Origin of the sequence: Paeniroseomonas aquatica (assembly GCF_030409335.1) — a bacterium.
Taxonomy (GTDB): domain Bacteria; phylum Pseudomonadota; class Alphaproteobacteria; order Acetobacterales; family Acetobacteraceae; genus Belnapia; species Belnapia aquatica.
Genome location: NZ_JAUFPN010000236.1, coordinates 1 through 865, shown reverse-complemented (window position 1 = coordinate 865; position 865 = coordinate 1). Strand labels below are relative to the sequence as shown.

The following is an 865-nucleotide window of genomic DNA, read 5'->3' as shown; positions in this document are numbered from 1 at the left end:
TGGCGCGGCAGGTCCCCGGGAAGCATACGATCGGGAGCGCCCAGCTCGACTTCCAGGTAGCGCTACTCACGCATCGGACTGGCATCCGCCTGGAGCATGTGGGGTACCGCGGCGGGGCGCCGGCAATGACCGACGCAATCTCGGGCCAAGTGGACATGGTCTATGCACTGGTTCCTGTGCTGCTGCCTGCGGTGCGAAACGGCGACCTTATCGCGCTAGGTGTGACAGGGGCCGAGCGTTCACCGGTTCTCCCAAACGTGCAGACCTTCCGTGAGGTGAGCGAGCCGAACGCTGTAAGCGGGAGCTGGTACGGAATCTTTGTGCCGGCCGGCACTCCACGCCAAATCATCGAGCGTCTGGCCACGGCGACCCGAGCCTTTACCGAGGACCGCGATGTGGCCGCGGCGTTTACCGAAATAGGCGTGGAGCCACGGGGCTCCACACCGGACGATCTCGGCCGGGTGTTGCGCGATCTCACGACCGAATACCGGATCTTGTTCCATGAACTCGGGCCGAGCACACCCAGCATGCAGTAGGTCCGACGTCGCTCTGCGCGAGCTTGCCATAGAGCCAATCAAAAAGGAGGAATCAGAATGTCCATGCAAATGGCTGAGAACCTGGAACAAAGTGCCAGCCTAGCCGAGTACCACAACACCCAGGCCTGGTATGGGGAAGACCTGGTCCGTCGCACGGACTGGATTTACGAGGTAACGGCTGAGGAGCAGGAGGAACTGCGCCAAGCGGTGCAGTTCGCCGGGGCGAGTGGCCGAGAGATCCACCGTCTCGAACTCGCCCATTTCCCGCTCAAACGGCTGGCCCGCCGGCTCGCCGAGATCCGCCGTGAGGTGCTGCACGGGCGGGGCTT

Annotated in this window: 1 protein-coding gene and 1 pseudogene; both read left to right on the top strand. The window is 63.5% G+C overall.

Going from position 1 to position 865, the window contains the following annotated elements; genetic code table 11:
• On the top strand, window positions 1–536 hold a 536-nt coding region (locus QWZ14_RS29050; protein ID WP_290320555.1), incomplete at its 5' end, for a tripartite tricarboxylate transporter substrate-binding protein.
• A gap of 57 nt (window positions 537–593) precedes the next feature.
• Window positions 594–865, top strand: a pseudogene (locus tag QWZ14_RS29045) (hypothetical protein); the annotation flags it as partial.